Genomic DNA, 22959 nt, shown 5'->3' on the forward strand with positions numbered 1-22959 from the left:
TTGACGAGTCCATTCGATGCTCCGGCCGGGCGTCCGCAGCGCTTTGCGTTGCGGGCCTCGGCCGTGTCGTATCTCGTGCTGGCCGCGTTCGTCGCGTCGGCTGCCGCATCGGCGTACCTGTTCTGGGCGCCGCGCGCGGGCGCTGCCGCCGGCGCAGGCGTGGCGGCTGTGACGGCGGCGCTGCTGGCCGTATGCGCGGCGCGGGCTTGCGCCCGCCGGCTGCCGGCCGAGCTGCAAATCGATGCGTTCGGGGAGATTGCGGCGTTTGGCCGCACCGGGCGCTTGCTGGCCCGCGGCCGTGTGACGGGCCATGCGCACTGGAGCAGCCTGCTGCTGGTGCTGTCGGTCGGGCAGGGTGCCCGGCGCGCGCGGCCGCTGCTGATTCCGGCCGACGCGCTCGATGCCGCGTCGTTCAGTGCGCTGTCGGTGCTGGCGAGAACGGCCGGGGCGGCGGCGCGGGCATGACGGCCGCGCGGTTACCGACCGTAACCAGCGGCCGGCGCCGGAACGCTACAATAACGCTCCGCGTTGCATCCCTAGTTAACGGATTTGTCAGGTGAGTGAAAAAGAAATCGATCAGGCTCTGGTCGAGCGCGTACAGAAGGGCGACAAGGCGGCGTTCGAACTCCTGGTCTCCAAATACCACCGCAAGATCATTCGGCTGATCTCGCGCCTCGTGCGGGATCCCGCCGAGGTCGAGGACGTGGCCCAGGACGCGTTCATCAAGGCGTATCGTGCGCTGCCGCAATTCCGCGGCGAATCGGCGTTCTATACGTGGTTGTACCGAATTGCCGTCAACACGGCGAAGAACTACCTTGCGACGCAAGGCCGCCGGGCGCCGACCTCGACCGAGGCCGATGCGGAGGAAGCGGAAACTTTCTCCGACGCAGACCAACTAAGGGATATCAACACGCCTGAGTCGATGTTGATGAGCAAGCAGATTGCCGAGACGGTCAACGCTGCAATGGCTCTGCTGCCCGAAGAACTGCGCCAGGCAATCACGCTGCGCGAGATCGAGGGCCTGAGCTACGAAGAGATCGCGGAAATGATGGGCTGTCCGATCGGGACGGTCCGGTCGCGGATCTTCCGCGCGCGCGAAGCAATCGCTGCCAAATTGCGTCCGCTGCTCGATACGCCCGAAGGCAAGCGCTGGTAAGCGCGACGGGCGGAACGACGCGGGTCGGGGTCTAGTTACGGATAGAGTCGTGAAGTCACGACGGGGTGTGCAAGATGGGGAGCATCATGGGGTCGGTCAATACGCAATCGCAAGCGTGCTCGCGCGGCGAGCGCCTTTCCGCGCTGGTCGACGGCGAAATGTTCGATGGCCCGGATCACGGGCAGTTTCTGGCTGAGCTCGACCGCGCGGATCGCGCCGTGTGGGCCCATTACCATCTGATTGGCGATGCGCTGCGCTCGGACGAGCTCGCGCTGCCGCCCGCGCTGAGCGTCGCGTTCACCGCGCGCATGTCGGCGGCGCTCGAAAGCGAGCCGCACCTGCTGGCGCCGGCGGCTGCACCGGTCGCGCGCAAGCTGCTGTCGCTGCGCCGCCGTGTCGTGCCCGCGTTCGCGGTGGCCGCCGCGGCCGCCACGCTGACGTGGATCGTCGTCCCGCAGATGCAGACGGCCGGTGCGCCGGGCGCCGTTCAGGTCGCGTCGGCAGGCGCGCCGCAGAGCGGCAACCTGCAGCGCGTGACGGTTGCGCAGGCATCGACCCAGCCGGGCCTGCAGGACGTCAACATCATTCGCGACGCGAGCCTCGACCAATATCTTGAAGCGCACCAGCAATTCGCGCAGCAGCCCGTCGTCACGGGTTCGATGCCGCTGATCCGCGCTGCCGTGACCACCACGCCAGGCCAATAAACCCGATGCGGACATTGCAGTTGAATCACGCCATCTCCGGATGGAAGCGGCTGCCGGCCCTCCTGCTTTGCGCAGCCGCCCTGTTGTCCGTTCAATCCCTTCCCGCCAGCGCCCAGCAACCGGACGATCCCGTCGCGACCCGCAAGGGCGCCGCGGACTGGCTCGACCGCGTCCAGCAGGCCGCGCAGCAGCAGAGCTACGAAGGTACGTTCGTCTACCAGCGCGGCGGATACGTGCAGTCGTCGCGCATCGCGCACGTCTCGTCCCGCGACGGCGAGTTCGAGCGGATCGAAACGCTCGACGGCAAGCCGCGCAAACTGCTGCGGCACAACGACGAGCTGTACACGTTCGTGCCCGAACGCAAGCTGTGCGTGGTCGAGCGCCGTCAGACGCGTGATTCGTTCCCCGCGCTGCTCGGCGCGAGCGGCGAGCACGTGATGTCCGTCTACGATGCGAAGTCGCTCGGCAAGGACCGCGTGGCCGGGATCGACGCACAAGTCGTCGAGCTCGTGCCGAAGGACGCGTACCGTTTCACGTACAAGCTGTGGGCCGACGCGCGCACCGGGCTGCTGCTGCGTTCGCAGACGCTCGACGCGAACGATCGCGTGCTCGAGCAGATCGCGTTCTCGCAAGTGCAGACGGGCGGCGCAAGTGGCGACAAGGCTGCGATCGCAGCGGGCATGCGCAACCTGGGCGGCTGGACGGTCGTGCGTCCGCCGGTCGCGACGGTCGACATGGAAGCGCAGGGCTGGCAGCTCGCGCCGAGCGTCGCCGGCTTCCAGAAGATTCGTGAAGTGCGCCGGCCGATGGCCGCGCGCGATGCGGGCGATCCGCCGATCCCGGTCGACCAGGCCGTCTTCACCGACGGCCTCGCGACGGTCTCGGTCTTCATCGAGCCGGCCGAGAAAAACACGCGCAAGGAAGGCGCGGGCAGCACCGGCGCCACGCACGTTCTCGTGAAGCGCCGCGGCGACTACTGGATCACCGTGCTCGGCGAAGTGCCGCCGGCAACGTTGCAGCAGTTCGCGTCTGCCATAGAATACAAGGCTTCCAAGTAACGCTACGGCTCCCGACATGACGAAACTCACGCTGCGCAAAGTGCTCGCGGCGGCGGCGCTGTGTGCCTGCCTGCCGCTCGTCCCGCAAACCGCTGTCGCTGTCACGCCTCCCGCTGCCAGCCTGCCCGATTTCGCCGACCTCGTCGAAAAGGTGGGCCCCGCGGTCGTGAACATCCGGACCACCGCGAACGTGCCGGTACCCGGCCCGCGCGGCGTGCTCCCGCCCGGCTTCGACAACGGCGACATGTCGGAATTCTTCCGGCGCTTCTTCGGCATTCCGCTGCCGCAGGCGCCCGGCAACGGCGGCGGCAACGGCGGCAACCCGAAGAACGCGCCGGCGCCGGACAATGGGCCCGACACCGAGCAGAACCGCGGCGTCGGCTCGGGCTTCATCGTGTCGGCCGACGGTTACGTGATGACCAATGCGCACGTCGTCGACGATGCGGACACCATCTACGTGACGCTGACCGACAAGCGCGAATTCAAGGCGAAGCTGATCGGCGTCGACGACCGCACGGACGTCGCGGTCGTCAAGATCCAGGCGTCGAACCTGCCGGTGGTCGCGATCGGCGATTCGAACAAGGTGCGCGTCGGCGAGTGGGTCGTCGCGATCGGTTCGCCGTTCGGCCTCGACAACACGGTCACGGCCGGCATCGTCAGCTCGAAGAGCCGCAACACGGGCGACTACCTGCCGTTCATCCAGACCGACGTCGCCGTGAACCCCGGCAACTCGGGCGGGCCGCTGATCAACATGCAGGGCGAGGTGATCGGCATCAACTCGCAGATCTACAGCCGCACTGGCGGCTTCATGGGCATTTCGTTCGCGATTCCGATCGACGAGGCGATGCGCGTGGCCGACCAGCTGAAGGCGACCGGCAAGGTCACGCGCGGCCGGATCGCGGTGGCGATCGGCGAGGTGACGAAGGACGTGGCCGACTCGATCGGGCTGCCGAAGGCCGAAGGCGCGCTCGTCAGCAGCGTCGAGCCGGGCGGCCCGGCCGACAAGGCCGGCATCCAGCCGGGCGACATTATCCTGAAGTTCAACGGTCGTCCGGTCGAGGCGGCGTCGGACCTGCCGCGCATGGTCGGCGACACGAAGCCCGGCACGAAGGCGACGGTTAGCGTGTGGCGCAAGGGTCAGGCACGCGATCTGCCGATCACGATCGCCGAGACGCCGGCCGAGTCGACGGCGAAGGCCGAGCAGCGCAAGAACGCGCCGCAGAAGCCGCGTCAGGCCAATTCGCTCGGCCTGACGGTCAGCGACCTGACGGCGGAGCAACTGAAGACGCTGAAGCTGAAGAACGGTGTGCAGATCGATGGCGTCGACGGCCCGGCCGCCCGTGCGGGCCTGCAGCGCGGCGACATCGTGCTGCGCGTCGGCGACATCGACATCGCGAACGCGAAGCAGTTCGCCGACGTGACCGCGCAGCTCGATCCGCAGAAGGCGGTCGCGGTGCTCGTGCGGCGCGGCGACAACACGCAGTTCGTGCCGGTGCGGCCGCGCGCGACCCAGAAGTAACGCGCCGATGTTCACGCTCTACGGCCGCGGCTGGTGCCACCTGTGCGACGACATGCGCGACGCACTGGCGCCGGTGGCGGCCGAATTCGGCGTCTCGGTCGACTACGTCGACATCGACACCGATGCGGCGCTCGTCGCGCGTTACGACGAGGACGTGCCGGTGCTGCTGCTGGACGGCGCGGAAGTGTGCCGCCACCGGTTCGACGACGCCCGGGTGCGCGGCGCGCTGGCGGCCCGGCGTTGAGCCTGGCTTGCCGCGGCCCCGTGCCGCTTCATACGGGGTTTGATCCGGCGGGCGCGCCGCCGGCTCCCGCGGGGCGGGCGTCCGAAATCCCGCCCGGCGTAAGCCTTTTCGGCTAAAATAAGCCGTTTTTTCACCGACTTACACAAGGCGTGCTCCGCAGTCGTCGAGCGCGCCTTTTTCGCTTGATCGGCACTGAATGGATCATATTCGCAATTTCTCGATCATCGCGCACATCGACCATGGCAAGTCGACACTCGCGGATCGCATCATCCAGGTATGCGGCGGCCTCGCCGACCGTGAAATGGAAGCGCAGGTGCTCGACTCGATGGACATCGAGCGCGAGCGCGGCATCACGATCAAGGCGCAGACGGCCGCGTTGTCCTATCGCGCACGCGACGGCAAGGTCTACAACCTGAACCTGATCGACACGCCGGGGCACGTCGACTTCTCGTACGAGGTCAGCCGTTCGCTGTCCGCGTGCGAAGGCGCGCTGCTGGTGGTCGACGCGAGCCAGGGCGTCGAGGCGCAGACGGTCGCGAACTGCTACACGGCGATCGAGCTCGGCGTCGAGGTCGTGCCGGTGCTGAACAAGATCGACCTGCCGGCCGCGAACCCCGAGAACGCGATCGAGGAGATCGAGGACGTGATCGGCATCGACGCGACCGACGCGACGCGCTGCAGCGCGAAGACGGGCCTCGGCGTCGAAGACGTGCTCGAGTCGCTGATCGCGAAGGTGCCGCCGCCGAAGGGCGATCCGGCCGCGCCGCTGCAGGCGCTGATCATCGATTCGTGGTTCGACAACTACGTCGGCGTCGTGATGCTCGTGCGTATCGTCAACGGCACGCTGCGTCCGAAGGACAAGATCAAGATGATGGCGACCGGCGCGCAGTATCCGGTCGAGCACGTCGGCGTGTTCACGCCGAAGTCGCGCAATCTCGAGTCGCTGTCGGCCGGGCAGGTGGGCTTCATCATCGCCGGCATCAAGGAACTGACGGCCGCGAAGGTCGGCGATACCGTCACGCACGCGACCAAGCCCGCCGCCGAGCCGCTGCCGGGCTTCAAGGAAGTGAAGCCGCAGGTGTTCGCGGGGCTGTACCCGGTCGAGGCGAACCAGTACGACGCGCTGCGCGAATCGCTCGAGAAGCTGAAGCTGAACGACGCGTCGCTGCAGTACGAGCCGGAAGTGTCGCAGGCGCTCGGCTTCGGTTTCCGCTGCGGCTTCCTCGGGCTGCTGCACATGGAAATCGTGCAGGAGCGGCTCGAGCGCGAGTTCGACATGGACCTCATCACGACCGCGCCGACGGTCGTCTACGAGGTCGTGCAGAGCGACGGCTCGACGATCATGGTCGAGAACCCGGCGAAGATGCCGGAGCCCGGCCGCATCGCCGAAGTGCGCGAGCCGATCGTCACCGTGAACCTGTACATGCCGCAGGATTACGTCGGCTCGGTGATCACGCTGTGCGAGCAGAAGCGCGGCTCGCAGATCAACATGCAGTATCACGGCCGTCAGGTGCAGCTCACGTACGAGATCCCGATGGCCGAGATCGTGCTCGACTTCTTCGATCGCCTGAAGTCGGTGTCGCGCGGCTATGCGTCGATGGACTACGAGTTCAAGGAATACCGTTCGTCGGACGTCGTGAAGGTCGACATGCTGATCAACGGCGACAAGGTCGATGCGCTGTCGATCATCGTGCACCGGTCGCAGTCGCAATATCGCGGCCGCGAAGTCGCCGCGAAGATGCGCGAGATCATTCCGCGCCAGATGTACGACGTGGCGATCCAGGCCGCGATTGGCGCGCACATCGTTGCGCGCGAGAACATCAAGGCACTGCGCAAGAACGTGCTCGCGAAGTGCTACGGCGGCGACATCACGCGGAAGAAGAAACTGCTCGAGAAGCAGAAAGAAGGTAAGAAACGCATGAAGCAGGTGGGTTCGGTCGAGATCCCGCAGGAGGCGTTCCTCGCGATCTTGCGCGTCGAAGACAAATAACAGGACTGATCCTTTTATGAATTTTGCGCTGATTCTTTTTGTGCTCGTCGTCGTGACGGGCGTAGCGTGGGTGTTGGACAAACTGGTGTTCCTGCCGCGGCGTCGCAAGGCGGCCGACTCGGCGATCGAGGAGTTCGATCGCCAGCAGTCGCGCATCGACAAGCGTTTCGCGGACGAAAACGCGACGCAGACGCGGTCGAAGCTGCGTGACGAAAAGCTGCGCCAGCCGTGGTGGCTCGAGTACACGGCAAGCTTCTTCCCGGTGATCCTGGCCGTGTTCGTCGTGCGTTCGTTCATCGTCGAGCCGTTCAAGATTCCGTCGGGCTCGATGGTGCCGACGTTGCTCGTCGGCGACTTCATCCTCGTCAACAAGTTCGAGTACGGGCTGCGCCTGCCGGTCACCAACACGAAGATCACGCAGGGCAGTCCGCTGTCGCGCGGCGACGTCGTCGTGTTCCGCTATCCGAAGGACGAGTCGGTCGACTACATCAAGCGCGTGATCGGCCTGCCGGGCGACACGGTCGCGTACCAGGACAAGCAGCTGACGATCAACGGCCAGCCGGTGCCGGAAACGCCGCTGCCCGATTTCTTCGACGACGAGCGCCAGAATTACGCGAAGCAGTTCGAGGAAACGATCGGCACCAAGAAGAACGCGATCCTCAACAACCCGGCCGTGCCGCCGTTCGTGATGGGCGCATACGACTATCCGTATCGCGACAACTGCACGTACAACAGCCGCGGCGTGATCTGCAAGGTGCCGCCCGGTCATTACTTCATGATGGGCGACAACCGCGACAACAGCGCGGACAGCCGCTACTGGGGTTTCGTGCCGGACCAGAACATCGTCGGCCGCGCGTTCTTCATCTGGATGAACTTCGGCGACCTGAAGCGCATCGGTTCCTTCAACTGACCGCCTTCGATGTACACGCACGACGCGACGCACGGGCCGCGTCGCGTCGTGCCGAACGACTTTAAGAACCGGCGGTAACACCGCCTCGTCACGCCTTTTCGTGTCCGGCCGTGCCGTTTCGGCCCGACCGGGCGCCCGCGTTATACTCCTGCACATGCCCTCATCCCAGTTGGAAAGCCGGCTGCGCTACGAATTTCGCAATGCGGAATTGTTGCGCCAGGCTTTGACCCATCGCAGTCACAGTGCCACGCACAACGAACGGCTCGAGTTTCTCGGCGATTCCGTTCTGAATTGCGCGGTGGCCGCCCTTTTGTTCCAGCGGTTCGGCAAGCTGGACGAAGGTGACCTGTCGCGCGTACGCGCCAACCTCGTCAAACAGCAGTCGCTGTACGAAATTGCTCAGGCCCTGAATATTTCGGACGGCTTGCGGCTGGGCGAGGGCGAGTTGCGCAGCGGCGGGTTCCGCCGCCCGTCGATCCTCGCGGACGCGTTCGAAGCCATCATCGGGGCCGTATTCCTCGATGGCGGCTTCGAAGCCGCCCAAGGGGTCATCAAGCGCCTCTATATCCCGATTCTCGACCACATCGATCCGCGCACGCTCGGCAAGGACGCGAAGACGCTGCTGCAGGAATACCTGCAGGGGCACAAGATCGCGCTGCCCACCTATACGGTCGTCGCGACGCATGGTGCGGCGCACAATCAGCAGTTCGAGGTCGAGTGCACGGTGCCGAAGCTGGACGTGAAGGTATCGGGTTCCGGCGCGAGCCGGCGCGCGGCCGAGCAGGCCGCCGCGAAGAAGGCACTCGACGAAGTGATGGCGGCCGCGCCGATGCTGGCCGCGAAGCCGAAGCGCTCGAAAAACGCGCGTGGGTCCAAGCATGTCGAACCCGAGATCGTGCCGGGCGTGAAGGGCGTGCAGGAAGCGCTCGACCTGCGCTCGCCCGAGCGGAAGGAACGTGCGGCGGCGCGCGAGGCCCGGGCGGCCGGCGCGGTGCCGGCGGCAACCGTTGCGGCTGCTACTGCAGCTGCGGGCGTCGAGCCGGCCGTCGCGCCGATGGCCGCGATTCGCGCGGCGCATGTCGAGCCGGCAACGGACAAGGGTGAACGGACGGTGAAACCGGCGACCGACAAGGTGGCCGACAAACCGGCCGAGCGGGCCGACAAGGCCGCGGAAAAGCCCGCCGAGGCCGCGCCGCGCGCAGCCGACAAACCGGCCGGCCATGCGGCCGATCCGGCATCGTCGTCGGCCGACAAGCCTGCGGCGGGCGCCGACACCGCCGCGCGCGCGCCGGCGCGCGCACGCGATGCCGCGGCGCCCGACGCCGACACGCCGCCCGGCGGCGCGAGCCTGGCTGCCGCGCAGGCGCGCGTGGCCGATGCCGACCACTGAATTGCCCATCGATCGTGCCGCGCGCCGCGCGGCCGTTTCCGAACCTGTCTCCCAAACGATATGAACACTCCCGCTCCTACCGGTTTCCGTTGCGGCATGATCGCGATCGTGGGCCGCCCGAACGTCGGCAAGTCGACGTTGATGAACGCACTCGTCGGCCAGAAGATCAGCATCACGTCGCGCAAGGCGCAGACGACCCGTCACCGCATCACCGGCATCAACACGTTCGACGACGCGCAATTCGTGTTCGTCGACACGCCCGGCTTCCAGACCCGTCACAGCACCGCGCTGAACCGTTCGCTGAACCGCGCGGTCACGTCGACGCTGACGTCGGTCGACGTGATCCTGTTCGTGATCGAGGCCGGCCGCTTCGGGCCCGACGACCAGAAGGTGCTCGACCTGATCCCGCCCGGCATGCCGACGCTGCTGATCGCGAACAAGATCGACCGCGTGAACGACAAGGCCACGCTGTTCCCGTTCATGCAGAAGGTGAGCGGGCTGCGCGAGTTCACCGAGCTCGTGCCGCTGTCCGCGCAGAAGCCGGAAGACATCAAGCGCCTGCTGGACACGATCAAGCCGTACCTGCCGGAAGGCGAGCCGATCTACGGCGAGGACGAACTGACCGACCGCAGCTCGCGCTTTCTCGCGGCCGAAATCCTGCGCGAGAAGGTATTCCGCTGGACCGGCGACGAGCTGCCGTACACGAGCACCGTGCTGATCGACAAGTTCGAGGAGGAGGGCCGCCTGAAGCGCATCTTCGCGACGATCCTCGTCGAGCGCGATTCGCACAAGGCGATGGTGATCGGCAAGAAGGGCGAGAAACTCAAGCAGATCAGCACCGAGGCGCGGATGGACATGGAAAAGCTGTTCGACGGCCCCGTGTACCTCGAGACCTTCGTGAAGGTGAAGAGCGGCTGGGCCGACAACGAGGCGGGGCTGCGCGCCTATGGGTACGAATGACGCGCTGACGTCGACTGAAGACGCGGTGACGGCCGGCGCGAACGACGCGCCGCTGCCGGCACCGCCTGAACCGCCGCGCAAAGCGCGGCGCGCGACGTCTCGCACGTCCGATTTCCGCGTCGCCGAGCAGCCGGCGTTCGTGCTGCACAGCTACCCGTATCGGGAAACGAGCCTGATCGTCGACGTGCTGACGCGTGATTATGGCCGGCTCGCGCTCGTCGCGAAGGGCGCGAAGCGCCCGCACTCCGCGTTGCGCGGCGTATTGCAGACCTTCCAGCCGCTACTGCTGTCGTGGTCCGGCAAATCCGAGGTGCGCACGCTGACGGGCGCCGAGTGGGTCGGCGGGATGCTGCCGCTCGGCGGCGACGGACTGTTGTGCGGTTTCTACGCGAACGAGTTGCTCGTGAAATTCTGCGCGCGCGAGGATCCGCAGCCGCCGCTGTTCAATCATTACGTGCTGACGCTCACGCGTCTCGCGCACGGCGAGCCCGCCGTGCAGGTGCTGCGCTCGTTCGAGCGCGTGCTGCTGCGCGAGACCGGCTATGCGATGGCGCTGAACCGCACGGTCGCGCGTCGCGCGGTCGAACCCGAGCGCCGCTACGTGTTCGATCCGGAGCGCGGCGTGCGCAATGCGGACGACGACGTGCCGTCGCACTGGCCGGTCATCACCGGGCAGACGTTGCTCGACATGGAGCAGGACGATTACCATCGAGCCCAGACGGTCGCGCAGAGCAAGACGCTGATGCGCTTCCTGCTGAACACCTATCTCGGCGGCACGCCGCTCGCCACGCGTCAGATCCTGATCGACCTGCAAAACCTATGAGCTTCTTCCTGACCACGCCCACCGCCATCGACCTTGGCGTGAACATCGACCACGTCGCGACGCTGCGCAATGCGCGCGGCACGCGCTATCCCGATCCGATCCGCGCGGCGCTCGCCGCCGAAGAGGCCGGTGCGGACGCGATCACGCTGCATTTGCGCGAGGATCGTCGTCACATCGTCGACGCCGACGTGCGCGAACTGCGCCCGCTGCTGAAGACGCGCATGAATCTCGAATGCGCGGTGACGGCCGAGATGCTCGACATCGCGTGCGAAGTGCGTCCGCACGACGCGTGCCTCGTGCCGGAGAAGCGCGCGGAACTGACGACCGAAGGCGGTCTCGACGTGGCCGGCCACTTCGAGGCCGTGCGCGCGGCGTGCAAGCAGCTCGCCGACGTGGGCGTGCGCGTGTCGCTGTTCATCGACCCGGACGACACGCAGATCCGCGCCGCGCACGAAGCCGGCGCGCCGGTGATCGAGCTGCATACGGGCCGCTACGCCGAAGCGCACGACGAAGCGGAGCAGCAGCGCGAATATGAGCGTATCGTCGCGGGCGTGCAGGCCGGCGCGCGGCTGGGCCTGAAGGTCAATGCGGGCCACGGGTTGCACTACACGAACGTGCAGCAGATCGCCGCGATCGACGGCATCGTCGAACTGAACATCGGCCACGCGATCGTCGCGCACGCGATCTTCGCGGGCTGGGACAACGCGGTGCGCGAGATGAAGGCGATCATGGTCGCCGCACGCGTCGCCGCGCTGCACGGCGGCGCACGCTGACGATGCGAGGCTGCCGCGCCCCGCACGGCGTGTGCGACGCGCCTGCCCCGGCCTTGCCGGGCCACTCCGGCGGAGGCTGACATGGCGATCTACGGCATCGGTACCGACATCGCGCAGGTGAGCCGCGTCGCGGCCGTGCTCGAACGCACGGGCGGCCGGTTTGCCGAGAAGGTGCTCGGCCCCGACGAACTGCGCGTGTTCCATGCGCGGCGCGCACGCTCCGAGGCGCGCGGCATCGCGTTTCTCGCGACGCGTTTTTCCGCGAAGGAAGCGTTCTCGAAGGCAATCGGGCTCGGCATGCACTGGCCGATGACGTGGCGCGCGCTGCAGACGCTCAACCATCCGAGCGGCGAGCCGTACGTGGTCGCATCGGGCGAGCTGGCCGACTGGCTGGCCGCGCGTGGCATCACGGCGCGCGTGACGGTCAGCGACGAACGCGACTACGCGGTGTCGTTCGTGGTCGCCGAGACGGACGCCAAAACGGACGCCAAAACGGACGCTGAAACGGCCGCCGCGCGTGCCCCTGCACCTGTTTCCCGAACCTCCTCCTGACGGAATTCCCGATCTGATGAAAACGACTCCCGGCCCGGTCATGCTCGACGTCGTCGGCACGACCCTGTCGCGCGACGACGCGCGGCGCCTCGCGCATCCGAATACCGGCGGCGTGATCCTGTTCGCGCGGCACTTCCAGAATCGTGCGCAACTGACCGCGCTGACCGACGCGATCCGCGCGGTGCGCGAAGACATCCTGATCGCCGTCGATCACGAGGGCGGGCGCGTGCAGCGGTTCCGCACCGACGGCTTCACGGTGCTGCCCGCGATGCGCCGCCTCGGCGAACTGTGGGATCGCGACGTGCTGCTCGCGACGAAGGTCGCGACCGCCGTTGGCTACATCCTCGCTGCCGAATTGCGCGCGTGCGGGATCGACATGAGCTTCACGCCCGTGCTCGACCTCGACTACGGGCACTCGAAGGTGATCGGCGATCGTGCGTTCCATCGCGATCCGCGCGTCGTCACGCTGCTCGCGAAGAGCCTGAACCACGGGCTGTCGCTCGCCGGCATGGCGAACTGCGGCAAGCATTTTCCCGGGCACGGTTTCGCGGAGGCCGATTCGCACGTCGCGCTGCCGACCGACGACCGCCCGCTCGATGCGATCATCGAGCAGGACGTCGCGCCGTACGACTGGCTCGGGTTGTCGCTTGCCGCGGTGATTCCGGCGCACGTGATCTACACGCAGGTCGACAAGCGGCCGGCCGGATTCTCGCGCGTGTGGTTGCAGGACATCCTGCGCGGCAAGCTCGGCTTCACGGGCGCGATCTTCAGCGACGACCTGTCGATGGAGGCTGCCCGCGAAGGCGGCACGCTCACGCAGGCGGCCGACGCCGCGCTCGCCGCCGGTTGCGACATGGTGCTCGTGTGTAACCAGCCGGACGCGGCCGAAGTCGTGCTGAACGGATTGAAGGCGCGGGCTTCGGCCGAATCGGTGCGGCGCATCAAGCGGATGCGCGCGCACGGCAAGGCGCTCAAATGGGACAAGCTGATCGCGCAGCCCGAGTATCTGCGGGCGCAGGCGCTGCTGAAGAGCGCGCTGGCGTAAGCGGACAGGGATGGCGCGCAGCGCCGTTCCGGTCGCCGGAATGAATTTGAACGCAACTAACGGTCAGATCCGACCAGCGCCCGTATTCAGGCGCCCGCCGCTCAGTTCACCTTCATGCGCTGCAACTTGTTGTACAGCGTCTTCGGGCTGATGCCGAGCAGCGTCGCCGCACGGTGGCGCGTCCCGCCGACCGCGTCGAGCGTCGCGCGGATCAGCAGATCCTCGACGTCCGACAGCGGCGTGCCGACCTTGATCTGCACGCTGCTGCCGTTCAGCGCGGCGCCGGCGGAGAAGCTGGCCTCGCCGGCACGCAGCGTCTCGATGAAGTCGCCCGATGCGTCGTACGCGAAACGCACGCGTTCCTGCAGTTCGCGCACGTTGCCCGGCCATTCGTACGACAGACAATCGCGCACGAAGCCTGGCGCCGCGCGCTTGTCGGTCGTGCTGCGGCCGGTCGCGCGCGCTTCGCGGTTCAGTTCGTCGATCTGCGCGTCCGCGATCGCGAGCGCATCGCCGTCGCGCTCGCGCAGCGGCGGCATCGTGATCGACGCCGCGTCGAGACGCAGCCACAGATCCTCGCGCAGCGTGCCGTTCGCCACCGCTTCGCGCGCCGGACGGCGCGTGGCCGCGATCAGCCGGAAATCGCTGGTGATCGAACTCGTGCCGCCGATCCGCATGAAGTTCTGCGAATCGAGCGCGTGCAGCAGCGCTTCCTGGAGCACGAGCGGCAATGCGGTGATTTCGTCGAGGAACAGCGTGCCGCCGCCGGCCTGCTCGAACAGGCCCGATTCGCGGCGTTCGGCGCCGTCGAACGCGCCGCGTTCATGGCCGAACAGCACGCTGTCGAGCGACGCGCCGTGCCGGCCGGCCTGCGCGAGCATCCGGCAGTCGAACGAGACGAACGGCCCCTTGCGGCGCCGGCTCAGTTCGTGCAGCGTGCGCGCGGCCAGCTTCTTGCCGGTGCCGGCTTCGCCCGAGAACAGCACGGCCGTTTCGGTGCGGGCGTTGTGCTCGATCATGTCGTACACGTGCTGCATCGCGTCGCTGCGACCGACGAGCGCGCCGAAGCGGCCGAGATGGCGCAGCGACGCACGCAGCGACTGCACTTCGTCGATCAGTTCGTACGGGCGGGGAATCCGCGCGAGCAGGCTGCGCAGACGCGGGATGTTGATCGGCTTGAGCAGGTAGTCCCAGATGCCGTGACGCAGGCCCTCGATGGCGCTCTCGACCGTCGCGTTGCCGGTCAGCACGATTACGGGCAGCGAGCCGTTCGGCTGTTGCTGCGGCAGGTGCTGGAGCAGGTCGAACCCGCTGCCGTCCGGCAGGTTCAGGTCGACGAGCACGACGTCGGGAATCGAGCGGCCGAGCGCCGTGCGCGCTTCGGCGAGCGACGTGGCCGTGTCGACCGAGAAGCCGTCTGCGGCGAGCAGCGCGGTGAGGCCTGACAGGCTGTTGGGATCGTCTTCGACAATCAGGGCGTGTGGCATGGTGGACGCGAGTCGAGTCAAGAGAGGCGGGCTGTCGGCCAGCGGACCGCAGCCGCATGTCGGATTAAAGACTGATTTTATGCCCCACCGAACGCGTCACGCGCATTATTTCTCCGGCGCTATAAAACAGTTACCGATGATACAAATTGAATATCTTTACCGGTGGCTTTTGTGCTGCTTCCGGCGCCGAGTTGTGGCAGCTGTTGACGCCAGACAAACAAAAAGCGCCCCGAAGGGCGCTTTGTTCGATGCGGGTATCGCCGACGATTACGCGCGGCTGCGGTATTCGTTCGTGCGCGTATCGATTTCGATCTTGTCGCCGGTGTTGCAGAACAGCGGCACTTGCAGTTCGAAGCCGGTCGCCAGCTTCGCGTTCTTCAGCACCTTGCCCGACGACGTGTCGCCCTTCACGGCCGGTTCCGTGTAGGTGATTTCGCGAACGAGGATCGTCGGCAGTTCGACCGAGATCGCCTTCTCGTTGTAGAACACGACTTCGCAAGCCATGCCGTCTTCGAGGTAGTTCAGCGCTTCGCCCATCATTTCGGCTTCGACTTCGTACTGGTTGTAGTCGGCGTCCATGAACACGTACATCGGGTCGGCGAAGTACGAGTACGTCACTTCCTTGCGGTCGAGCACGACGACGTCGAACTTGTCGTCAGCCTTGTAGACCGATTCCTGACCTGCGTTCGTCAGCAGGTTCTTCATCTTCATCTTGACGACGGCCGAGTTACGGCCCGACTTGTTGTATTCCGCCTTTGCGATGACCCATGCTTCGCTGCCGATCTGCACGACGTTGCCTACGCGGAGTTCCTGTGCGGTCTTCATAAAAACTGTCCTGATCCAATCAAATAAATAGGTGCCTGAGCGTTGCGCAACGGCTGACGGCGCAAGCGGCGGGGCGTTCCGGGGGGCGCCAAGCGCCCAAACGCGAGCGCTTGCGTGGTCAGCCGTCGGATAACCGCTTATTTTAACTGAGATTTTGCGTATTCCGCCAGCTTTCCCGCGAGATCGCCGACGGCCGAGAGCGCGTCGGCCCAGCGGCGTGCATTGGCGTGCAGCGCGGCGCGATGTTGCCAGAAATCGGCCCAGTCGGGCGTGCCGGCGCCGTTCCATGCATGCCAGAACCGTTCGAGCGCCACGCGCGGCGCATCGGCGAGGCCGGCCGACAGGTGCGCGAGTGCGGCGTCGAGCTTGGGCAGGTGCACGTCGTCGGCCTGCGGGTAGATGTGCCACACGAACGGCTTGCGCGCCCATTGCGCGCGCACGAACGAATCCTCGCCGCGCACGAAATTGAGATCGGCGACCCACAGCAGCGGGTCGTAGTCGGCCTGCGGCACGAACGCGAGGCCATGGGCGCTCAGGTTGCCGCTGTGCACGTGGGCGCCCGCCTCGAACGCTTCGACCCCGAAAAACCGCGCGACGGCGGGCGACAGCCGCCCGACCGGCACGAGCGCAACGACCGTCGACGGACCGTCGCGCCACTGCGCGAGCAGTGCGTCGACGGCCGGATTCTCGTAGGCGAACAGGCTGACGACCGTCGTGCCGGGCGCCGGCGGCGGGCCGCCGGTCGCGCGCTGCCACCACGCGGCGCGCGCTGACGGATCGGCGTCGAAGGCCGCGCGGCGCGTGTCGAGGTCGCGCTCCTTCGGCACGCCGCCGGTCCCGGCCGACAGGCCCGGGAAGAAGAACGTCTTCAGCAGCGGGTAGCGCGGATGCGGCGACGGCCGCAAATGGAAATCGGCGACCCAGTCCTCGGCGCTCAGGTACTCGAGGTTGATCCACACGGGGCGCCGCGCGCGCCGCGCCATCGCCGCGAGATACGGGCCGGGCAGTTCGCACGCGAATGCCTCGATCACGACATCGGCGATGTCCAGCGCGTCGCCGACTTCCGCGTGCCAGTGCTCGATCACGATCGCATCGACCGTTTGCCGCCCCGCGTCGGGATCGACTTCGGGCAGCAGGCGCGCGAACGTGTGCAGGTCGTCGACGAACAGCCGAACCTGCCAGCCGTGCTCGTGCGCGAGCTGGCGCGCGACGCGCCAGCACACGCCGATGTCGCCGAAATTGTCGATCACCGTGCAGAAGAGGTCGCAGGCGATCGGTTCGCCCGGCGCGAGCGGGACGGCGGAGAGGGGGGCAGCGGCGGGGTGTGGCATCGAAGCGGGCGGGTGAATGCTCTAAACTGGCGATTCTAATAGACCCGTTCCGCGTTACAAGGCGCCCGGATCACGCATGACATCCCCAGAAGCCTCCGATACTCCGTTCGAACCGAAGAAGATCCTTGCGCAGTTGCCGCATATGCCGGGCGTCTATCGCTATTACGACACGGCGGGCGCCGTGCTCTACGTCGGCAAGGCGCGCGACCTGAAAAAGCGCGTGTCGAGCTATTTCACGAAGACGCAACTGTCGCCGCGCATCGCGATGATGGTCACGCGCATCGCGCGCATCGAAACGACGGTCACGCGCTCGGAAGCCGAAGCGCTGCTGCTCGAGAACAACCTGATCAAGGCGCTCGCGCCGCGTTACAACATCCTGTTTCGCGACGACAAGTCGTATCCGTACCTGAAGCTCACCGCGCACCGTTTTCCGCGGATGGCGTACTACCGCGGCTCGGTCGACAAGCAGAACCAGTACTTCGGGCCGTTCCCGAGCGCATGGGCCGTGCGCGAGAGCATCCAGATCCTGCAGCGCGTGTTCCAGTTGCGCACCTGCGAGGATTCCGTCTTCAACAACCGCACGCGGCCGTGCCTGCTGCATCAGATCGGGCGTTGCACGGCGCCGTGCGTCGGCGCGATCTCCGGCGAGGATTACGCGGTCGACGTGTCGAACGCCGCGCGGTTCCTGCTCGGCCGGCAGTCCGAAGTGATGAAGGAACTCGAGCAGAAGATGCACGCGTTCGCGGCCGAGCTGAAATTCGAGCAGGCGGCGGCCGTGCGCAACCAGATGAGCTCGCTCGCGACGGTGCTGCACCAGCAGGCGATCGAGGTCGGCAGCGACAGCGACGTCGACATCCTGGCCGTCGTCGCGCTGGGCGGACGCGTGTGCGTGAACCTCGCGATGGTGCGCGGCGGCCGGCACCTCGGCGACAAGGCATATTTCCCGACGCATGTCGAAAGCGCACTGACGCTCGCCGAGGGCGGTCTCGGCGAAGAGGCCGAACCGGTGGATGCGGTCGGTGCGACGGTCGGCTCGACGGTCGATGCGGTGCCCGATCAGGCTGCGGAAGAGGCCGGCGGCGCGCGCGGCGCGGCCGCAGCGTCGGTCGAGGCCGAGGTGCTCGATGCGTTCATCGCGCAACACTATCTCGGCAACCGCGTGCCGCCCGTGCTCGTCGTCAGCCATGCGCCGGCGAGCCGCGACCTGCTGGAGCTGCTGTCCGAGCAGGCCGGCTACAAGGTGTCGCTGGTGCGGCAGCCGCAGGGACAGCGGCGCGCGTGGCTGTCGATGGCCGAGCAGAACGCGCGGCTCGCGCTCGCGCGGCTGCTGTCCGAGCAGGGCTCGCAACAGGCGCGCACACGTGCGCTGGCGGACACGCTCAGCTACGACAGCGACGATCTGGCGACGCTGCGGATCGAATGCTTCGACATCAGCCATACGATGGGCGAGGCGACGCAGGCGTCGTGCGTCGTCTATCACCATCACAAGATGCAGTCGAGCGAATACCGCCGCTACAACATCACGGGCATCACGCCGGGCGACGATTACGCGGCGATGCGGCAGGTGCTCACGCGCCGCTACGAGAAGATGGTCGAGCAGGCCGCGCAGGCGGCGGCCGCCGACGAAGCGGCCGGCATCGACGGCGAATCGACGCGCGAGGCCGAAGCGTCGAGCCTGCTGCCGAACATCGTGCTGATCGACGGTGGCAAGGGTCAGGTCGAGATCGCGCGGCAGGTGTTCACCGAGCTCGGCCTCGACACGTCGATGCTGGTCGGCGTCGCGAAAGGCGAGGGGCGCAAGGTCGGCCTCGAGACGCTCGTGTTCGCGGACGGCCGCGCGCCGCTCGAACTCGGCAAGGAGAGCGCCGCGCTGATGCTCGTCGCGCAGATCCGCGACGAGGCGCACCGCTTCGCGATCACCGGCATGCGGGCGAAGCGGGCGAAGGCGCGCCAGACGTCGCGGCTCGAGGAGCTCGAAGGCGTCGGCGCGAAGCGCCGGCAGCGGCTGCTCGCGCGCTTCGGCGGGCTGCGCGGCGTGGTGGCCGCGAGTGTCGAGGAACTGGCGAGCGTCGAAGGCATTTCGCGCGCGCTCGCCGAGCAGATCTACAAGCAGCTTCACTGACGCGGCCGTGCGGCCGGCGGCGTTGCCAGCGTTCTTGTGGCAGGCCGGTCGACACGGCACAATTGCGAATCCTTTACTGTCCCGCATGCCATGCCGTTCAATTTCCCGATTTTCCTGACGTGGGTACGGATCGTGCTGATTCCGCTCGTCGTCGGCGTGTTCTATCTGCCGGACACGGTGATGGGCGGCGCGCACCGCAATCTCGCGGCGGCGGCGATCTTCATCCTCGCCGCGCTGACCGACTGGTTCGACGGCTTCCTCGCGCGCAAGTGGAACCAGACGTCGTCGTTCGGCGCGTTTCTCGACCCGGTGGCGGACAAGCTGATGGTCACGGCCGCGCTGCTGATCCTCGTGCAGATTTCGCGGGTCGACGCGGCGATCGCGCTCGTGATCGTCGGTCGCGAGATCGCGATTTCGGCGCTGCGCGAATGGATGGCGCAGATCGGCGCGTCGAAGAGCGTCGCGGTGAACCAGCTCGGCAAGTTCAAGACCGCGTGCCAGATGGTCGCGATTCCGATGCTGCTGTTCTATGGGCCGCTGCCGCTCGGCATCGTGACGATCGATACGCGCGTGTGGGGCGAGTGGCTGATGTACCTGGCCGCGGTGCTGACCATCTGGTCGATGCTGTACTACATGAAGCTCGCATGGCCGCAGATTCGCGAGCGCGGCGGCGCGTGACCTGCTGCGCCGGTTCGGCAGCGGTTTTTGTAAAAAGGGCTGGAAAAGCCCTTGACACACGAATGTGCCTTCGACATAATCTCGCTTCTCCGCTGCACGACGAATTAAGTGTGTGACGGGGAAGCAGTAGCGCAGCAATACGCGGGAGTAGCTCAGTTGGTAGAGCGCAACCTTGCCAAGGTTGAGGTCGCGAGTTCGAGACTCGTCTCCCGCTCCAGATTTTTCTGGCAGCGTGTTGGTCGGCGAAGCGCTGCAGGTGCAGGACAATGCGGGAGTAGCTCAGTTGGTAGAGCGCAACCTTGCCAAGGTTGAGGTCGCGAGTTCGAGACTCGTCTCCCGCTCCAGATTTTTCTGGCAGCGTGTTGGTCGGCGAAGCGCTGCAGGTGCAGGACAATGCGGGAGTAGCTCAGTTGGTAGAGCGCAACCTTGCCAAGGTTGAGGTCGCGAGTTCGAGACTCGTCTCCCGCTCCAGTAATGGGGAAGCCACGCTTCCCTTTTTATTTGATGGACTTCCGGTCCTCGAATAAAAATCTGCCGCTTGCCTCACGGCATCCGGACAGTCCGCTTTTGGCGCGATAGCAAAGCGGTTATGCAGCGGCCTGCAAAGCCGTTTAGGCCGGTTCGACTCCGGCTCGCGCCTCCAGGTAGAACGAGATAAAGCCCTGATTCGTCAGGGCTTTTCTTTTTTCTGCGGCGCTTTCATTCTCGTAAGTAAATCACCCGGAGCAATACAAAGCCGCCTCGAACCACTCAAGAGGCACGCGTAACCACGCCTGCAGGCGAAGCATCGGCTCGGGCATGGTCAGGAACGGGCACCGTTCCTCACCGCATCGGGTTTCAGGGTTACTGGGCGGACGTAGCGACACCAGTCGTCGCGTTACCCGAGCCGACGTCGGGACGACCAGGATGCGATCAGCGTCGCTCCACACGCGGTTTTCATGCCATCGATGGCGATTTTTCGGCCGTCGAACGTGTGAGGGTAATACCGCCCCGTGGCCGCAGGATCGGAACGAGGGCTTCGTACTGCGGGGAGGAGTGGTGCTTGCGGCCGCCGCCGGTAATGGGCTTTCCATCAATGGTGGCGGTCGCGCCGCCCTCCGGCTTCGGGCGCACATGCAGAGTTCCGGCACGAAGGGCTGTTCGAGCGTCATTTCTTGAAGGTGGCTGCGCTCCAGCCGCCGCGCAACTCGTCCAACCCGTTTGGAAGGTCTTTCTATGGCAGGGCCCGACCGTGCGGCCGTAATATCGGAAGACACTAAAAAACCCCTGCCACAACGAGGGAAGTGGCAGGGGGCTGCGAGCGCACCGTTTAGGCACGAGATAAAGATGCGCCACAAATATAAAAGCAGTCGTTGGGATGTTAAATAACTACGCCATTCTTCCTGCTATTGCATCGTCCGGGCAGGCATTGTGATTTTGAGGGACGATTGACCGTCGATCTCGTCGCGATGGATTGCTACGTGTCAATCGACATAGGCGGTATCGACAGAAAATCTCCGAATAACCAGGGCGGTTCACAGGAAAATTCCTTTGCCGACGGGTTCGGTCCGGCAAAAATGTCGGCATCGTCGAAATTCGTGCAATCACGTCTGAAGTCGTCCCTCAATACCAAGGCCCGTCAATCGTTTACGTTCTCACAGCTCTTCGGGCCGTCGCCCCAGCTCTTTCCTCCACCGTTCGTGCACTGGCGCTTGGTATATTGCTCGGGCAATTGACCTTTCGGCAGTTTTCCGTCGGCAGGGCAATTGTGATGGTAATAGCAAAAGGATTTTTCGGCGGCGCCGGCTTCTCCGTTGAATACAAGGCAGGCCATCAAGGTCGGAAAGAGAATCTTGGCAATGGTTCGCATATCAATTGTCCACATCGGAAAATTTTGTGTAACAAGACAGGCGCCGTAACGGCGCCTGTCCCTCGCATGACAAGAGCACGTAGCCGTTTAGTTGCCGTACTCGAGCAAAATCCCTGATCGCGTCGGTTGCGCAGCAATGATTCTGTCCACCACACTATTTTCGACGGCCACTTGCTGGCCATATGTGACGTTGAGCTTGATCGTGTTGCCGTCCATGTATGCATTGACGGTTGCGAGGTTCTGCCCGCTGGGATAAGACAGCTGTAGCGGACCCACGACGACGTTGCTCGAGATCACTTCGCCGAGGACGAGTGAATTGAACAAGCCGACCCAATAAGTCGGTGTCACCTGGAACTGAGCCGATGCGCCGCTGACCACGCCCTTCTTGAACACGGATCCCTGACCGCTCATGCCGATACCAAGGTTCGCGAGATTGGTCGACTTGTTGTTGATCAGGACGGAATCCGGAGGTACGGAACCGGACCCCGGCACCAATTGCTGGACGTTGTCTTTAAAAATGCAGTCCCATGACGTCCCCAATTCCGTCGTCAGCGTCTGACTGGCTTTGTAGACTCCGATGCCGCCAATCTGCTGGTAATTGGCAATGGCGACGTTATAGAAAATATCCCACGTCACACCGCTGGCGCCACTTTGAGGAACGGTCGTTTGCTTCCACGACACGCTTTCCAATCCAATGGAACTCGGCAGGGTCTGATATACAGCCATGGTCCAGGTTTGCTTGGTGTCGTTGTTGAAGTCGACATAATAGGAAGTCATTTTCGGTCTCCACGATGAAAGATGGATTTGGTGTTTCGCCACACTCGGTTCATGGATGGCTTGATTTTTTACATAAACGCCTCCGCAATCTGCGATTGACGATCCGATACTCTTTGGCAGGCAAAATTCACGGCATCTGCGATTCGGGCTGTATATTTTCGGCAATGTTCAGCGTTCGCGCCCAGAAAATGTTTTTTCGTCGGCAATAGGTCTTTCTGCCCTGTCTGCGGCCGCCAGGGGTCCTGGTGAAATTTCCCGATAATTTTAAAAAAATGGTGCCGTAATGATTTTCATGTGGCAAGCAATAATCAGATCTGTGGATCCCCGTCAGATCATATTAGGAAATTTCCTTAAATAAGGTGTGACAAGCTATCTATCGTTTACCCGTAGCAATTGATTTGATGATTTTATATCCAATTAAATTGAATGTTTCTCCATTGGAAATGAAGATTATTTTTGTCAGCACTGGGCGTTGTAGTTTCGGCTTCGAATTCAGGTGCAGATCACGATATCTGCATCAGACGTGCTTGCGTGACCGATCTCTATTGCGCATTTAAAGACGGTTGCCGCAGTAAATGCTAGCCGTCGCATCTTGCGTCGATTATATTTCCACGTAAAAGAAGGCGGCATTCAAGGTGAATGCCTGATCAATAAAAATACGGCTGCCGTTGCCGCTCTGCTGAAAATTGCCCGTGCCGCTCGCGCGTCGTTACATAGTGGGTCGAGAGACTGGTCGGAAGAGAGCGTCCGGTGGCAAAACGATGCG

21 protein-coding genes and 4 tRNA genes are annotated in these 22959 nt (G+C 65.0%); 20 read left to right on the forward strand and 5 right to left on the reverse strand.

The genetic code is table 11. From position 1 onward, the window contains the following. From J8I33_RS26320 to nagZ, 14 genes are all read left to right on the forward strand, one after another. On the forward strand, nt 1-465 hold the full coding sequence (locus J8I33_RS26320; protein WP_050011473.1) for a hypothetical protein: 465 nt from the start codon (nt 1-3) through the stop codon (nt 463-465). A gap of 91 nt (nt 466-556) precedes the next feature. Beyond that, nucleotides 557-1156 (forward strand): RNA polymerase sigma factor RpoE, encoded by a 600-nt coding sequence (gene rpoE / locus J8I33_RS26325; protein ID WP_006490873.1) that lies wholly within the window; start codon nt 557-559, stop codon nt 1154-1156. Between the two features lie 86 nt (nt 1157-1242). Continuing rightward, on the forward strand, nt 1243-1860 hold the full coding sequence (locus tag J8I33_RS26330) for an RseA family anti-sigma factor (RefSeq protein WP_209939420.1): 618 nt from the start codon (nt 1243-1245) through the stop codon (nt 1858-1860). Nucleotides 1861-1865: 5 nt separating this feature from the next. Then, on the forward strand, nt 1866-2918 hold the full coding sequence (locus tag J8I33_RS26335; RefSeq protein ID WP_050011471.1) for a MucB/RseB C-terminal domain-containing protein: 1053 nt from the start codon (nt 1866-1868) through the stop codon (nt 2916-2918). 16 nt (nt 2919-2934) lie between these two features. Beyond that, nucleotides 2935-4437, forward strand: coding sequence for a DegQ family serine endoprotease (locus tag J8I33_RS26340; RefSeq protein WP_124651223.1), 1503 nt, complete (start codon nt 2935-2937; stop codon nt 4435-4437). 7 nt (nt 4438-4444) lie between these two features. Beyond that, nucleotides 4445-4681, forward strand: a complete 237-nt coding sequence (locus J8I33_RS26345) for a glutaredoxin family protein (RefSeq protein WP_050011469.1) — start codon at nt 4445-4447, stop codon at nt 4679-4681. Between the two features lie 196 nt (nt 4682-4877). Continuing rightward, nucleotides 4878-6671, forward strand: a complete 1794-nt coding sequence (lepA, locus tag J8I33_RS26350) for a translation elongation factor 4 (RefSeq protein ID WP_069620550.1) — start codon at nt 4878-4880, stop codon at nt 6669-6671. 16 nt (nt 6672-6687) lie between these two features. Then, nucleotides 6688-7581, forward strand: a complete 894-nt coding sequence (gene lepB / locus J8I33_RS26355) for a signal peptidase I (RefSeq protein ID WP_050011465.1) — start codon at nt 6688-6690, stop codon at nt 7579-7581. 154 nt (nt 7582-7735) lie between these two features. Continuing rightward, nucleotides 7736-8971: a ribonuclease III gene (gene rnc, locus J8I33_RS26360; RefSeq protein WP_209939440.1), complete on the forward strand. Its 1236-nt coding sequence runs from the start codon at nt 7736-7738 to the stop codon at nt 8969-8971. Between the two features lie 60 nt (nt 8972-9031). Next, nucleotides 9032-9931, forward strand: coding sequence for a GTPase Era (gene era, locus J8I33_RS26365; RefSeq protein WP_050011463.1), 900 nt, complete (start codon nt 9032-9034; stop codon nt 9929-9931). Then, nucleotides 9918-10754, forward strand: coding sequence for a DNA repair protein RecO (recO, locus tag J8I33_RS26370; protein WP_209939421.1), 837 nt, complete (start codon nt 9918-9920; stop codon nt 10752-10754). Before era ends, recO begins: the two co-directional genes overlap by 14 nt. Then, complete coding sequence (pdxJ, locus tag J8I33_RS26375) at nt 10751-11527, forward strand: pyridoxine 5'-phosphate synthase (protein WP_050011462.1); 777 nt, start codon at nt 10751-10753, stop codon at nt 11525-11527. The genes recO and pdxJ overlap by 4 nt, the downstream gene beginning before the upstream one ends. An 81-nt stretch (nt 11528-11608) precedes the next feature. Continuing rightward, nucleotides 11609-12079, forward strand: coding sequence for a holo-ACP synthase (gene acpS / locus J8I33_RS26380; RefSeq protein WP_209939422.1), 471 nt, complete (start codon nt 11609-11611; stop codon nt 12077-12079). Nucleotides 12080-12095: 16 nt separating this feature from the next. Further along, complete coding sequence (gene nagZ / locus J8I33_RS26385) at nt 12096-13124, forward strand: beta-N-acetylhexosaminidase (RefSeq protein ID WP_209939423.1); 1029 nt, start codon at nt 12096-12098, stop codon at nt 13122-13124. Between the two features lie 101 nt (nt 13125-13225). Here nagZ and J8I33_RS26390 read toward each other — a convergent pair whose 3' ends face one another. From J8I33_RS26390 to earP, 3 genes are all read right to left on the reverse strand, one after another. After that, nucleotides 13226-14611 carry a sigma-54 dependent transcriptional regulator gene (locus J8I33_RS26390; protein ID WP_050011458.1) on the reverse strand — a complete coding sequence of 462 codons (1386 nt, stop codon included), beginning with the start codon at nt 14609-14611 and terminating at the stop codon, nt 13226-13228. A 267-nt stretch (nt 14612-14878) separates the two neighbouring features. After that, nucleotides 14879-15436, reverse strand: a complete 558-nt coding sequence (gene efp, locus J8I33_RS26395; RefSeq protein WP_044844759.1) for an elongation factor P — start codon at nt 15434-15436, stop codon at nt 14879-14881. A 137-nt stretch (nt 15437-15573) separates the two neighbouring features. Then, nucleotides 15574-16767, reverse strand: coding sequence for an elongation factor P maturation arginine rhamnosyltransferase EarP (earP, locus tag J8I33_RS26400; protein WP_209939424.1), 1194 nt, complete (start codon nt 16765-16767; stop codon nt 15574-15576). Between the two features lie 76 nt (nt 16768-16843). Here earP and uvrC point away from each other — a divergent pair, with 76 nt between their 5' ends. From uvrC to J8I33_RS26430, 6 genes are all read left to right on the forward strand, one after another. Continuing rightward, nucleotides 16844-18889 carry an excinuclease ABC subunit UvrC gene (gene uvrC, locus J8I33_RS26405; protein ID WP_209939425.1) on the forward strand — a complete coding sequence of 682 codons (2046 nt, stop codon included), beginning with the start codon at nt 16844-16846 and terminating at the stop codon, nt 18887-18889. Between the two features lie 90 nt (nt 18890-18979). After that, nucleotides 18980-19567 (forward strand): CDP-diacylglycerol--glycerol-3-phosphate 3-phosphatidyltransferase, encoded by a 588-nt coding sequence (gene pgsA / locus J8I33_RS26410; protein WP_006482193.1) that lies wholly within the window; start codon nt 18980-18982, stop codon nt 19565-19567. A 141-nt stretch (nt 19568-19708) separates the two neighbouring features. Continuing rightward, nucleotides 19709-19784, forward strand: a tRNA-Gly gene (locus J8I33_RS26415). Between the two features lie 51 nt (nt 19785-19835). Beyond that, nucleotides 19836-19911, forward strand: a tRNA-Gly gene (locus J8I33_RS26420). 51 nt (nt 19912-19962) lie between these two features. Beyond that, nucleotides 19963-20038 (forward strand) — tRNA-Gly (locus J8I33_RS26425). Nucleotides 20039-20136: 98 nt separating this feature from the next. Continuing rightward, a tRNA-Cys gene (locus tag J8I33_RS26430) sits at nt 20137-20210 on the forward strand. Nucleotides 20211-21185: 975 nt separating this feature from the next. Here J8I33_RS26430 and J8I33_RS26435 read toward each other — a convergent pair. Further along, nucleotides 21186-21416 carry a hypothetical protein gene (locus J8I33_RS26435; protein ID WP_080334137.1) on the reverse strand — a complete coding sequence of 77 codons (231 nt, stop codon included), beginning with the start codon at nt 21414-21416 and terminating at the stop codon, nt 21186-21188. A gap of 87 nt (nt 21417-21503) precedes the next feature. After that, nucleotides 21504-22193 carry a hypothetical protein gene (locus J8I33_RS26440; RefSeq protein ID WP_050011453.1) on the reverse strand — a complete coding sequence of 230 codons (690 nt, stop codon included), beginning with the start codon at nt 22191-22193 and terminating at the stop codon, nt 21504-21506. Between the last annotated feature and the right edge of the window lie 766 nt (nt 22194-22959).

Origin of the sequence: Burkholderia sp. AcTa6-5 (assembly GCF_017815075.1) — a bacterium.
GTDB classification, from domain to species: Bacteria; Pseudomonadota; Gammaproteobacteria; order Burkholderiales; family Burkholderiaceae; genus Burkholderia; species Burkholderia sola.